Annotated in this window: 1 pseudogene; it reads left to right on the forward strand. The window is 42.2% G+C overall.

Annotated elements, in window-relative coordinates:
- A pseudogene (locus tag NI455_RS15465) lies at positions 1-251 on the forward strand (transposase); the annotation flags it as partial.

Below are 251 nucleotides of genomic sequence, written 5' to 3' on the forward strand. Positions count from 1 at the left end.
AAACAAGGGCGAAATCAAACCTACTCCGACGCAGCCATCCAATGCTGCTTAATGATTAAATCCTTATTCCGTCTGTCTTTACGTATGGTCAATTAAACTTTGCGGATTAAATTGGACAGCACCAGATTACAGTACGCTTTGTAGAAGACAAAAGCATATCGATATTGCAATCAGCTACCAAAAAAGTAGCGATGGGCTGCATCTACTCATGGACTCTACAGGCATGAAGTTTCTAGGTGAGGGCGAATGGA

Source organism: Acinetobacter lwoffii (assembly GCF_024129435.1).
GTDB lineage: Bacteria > Pseudomonadota > Gammaproteobacteria > Pseudomonadales > Moraxellaceae > Acinetobacter > Acinetobacter lwoffii_F.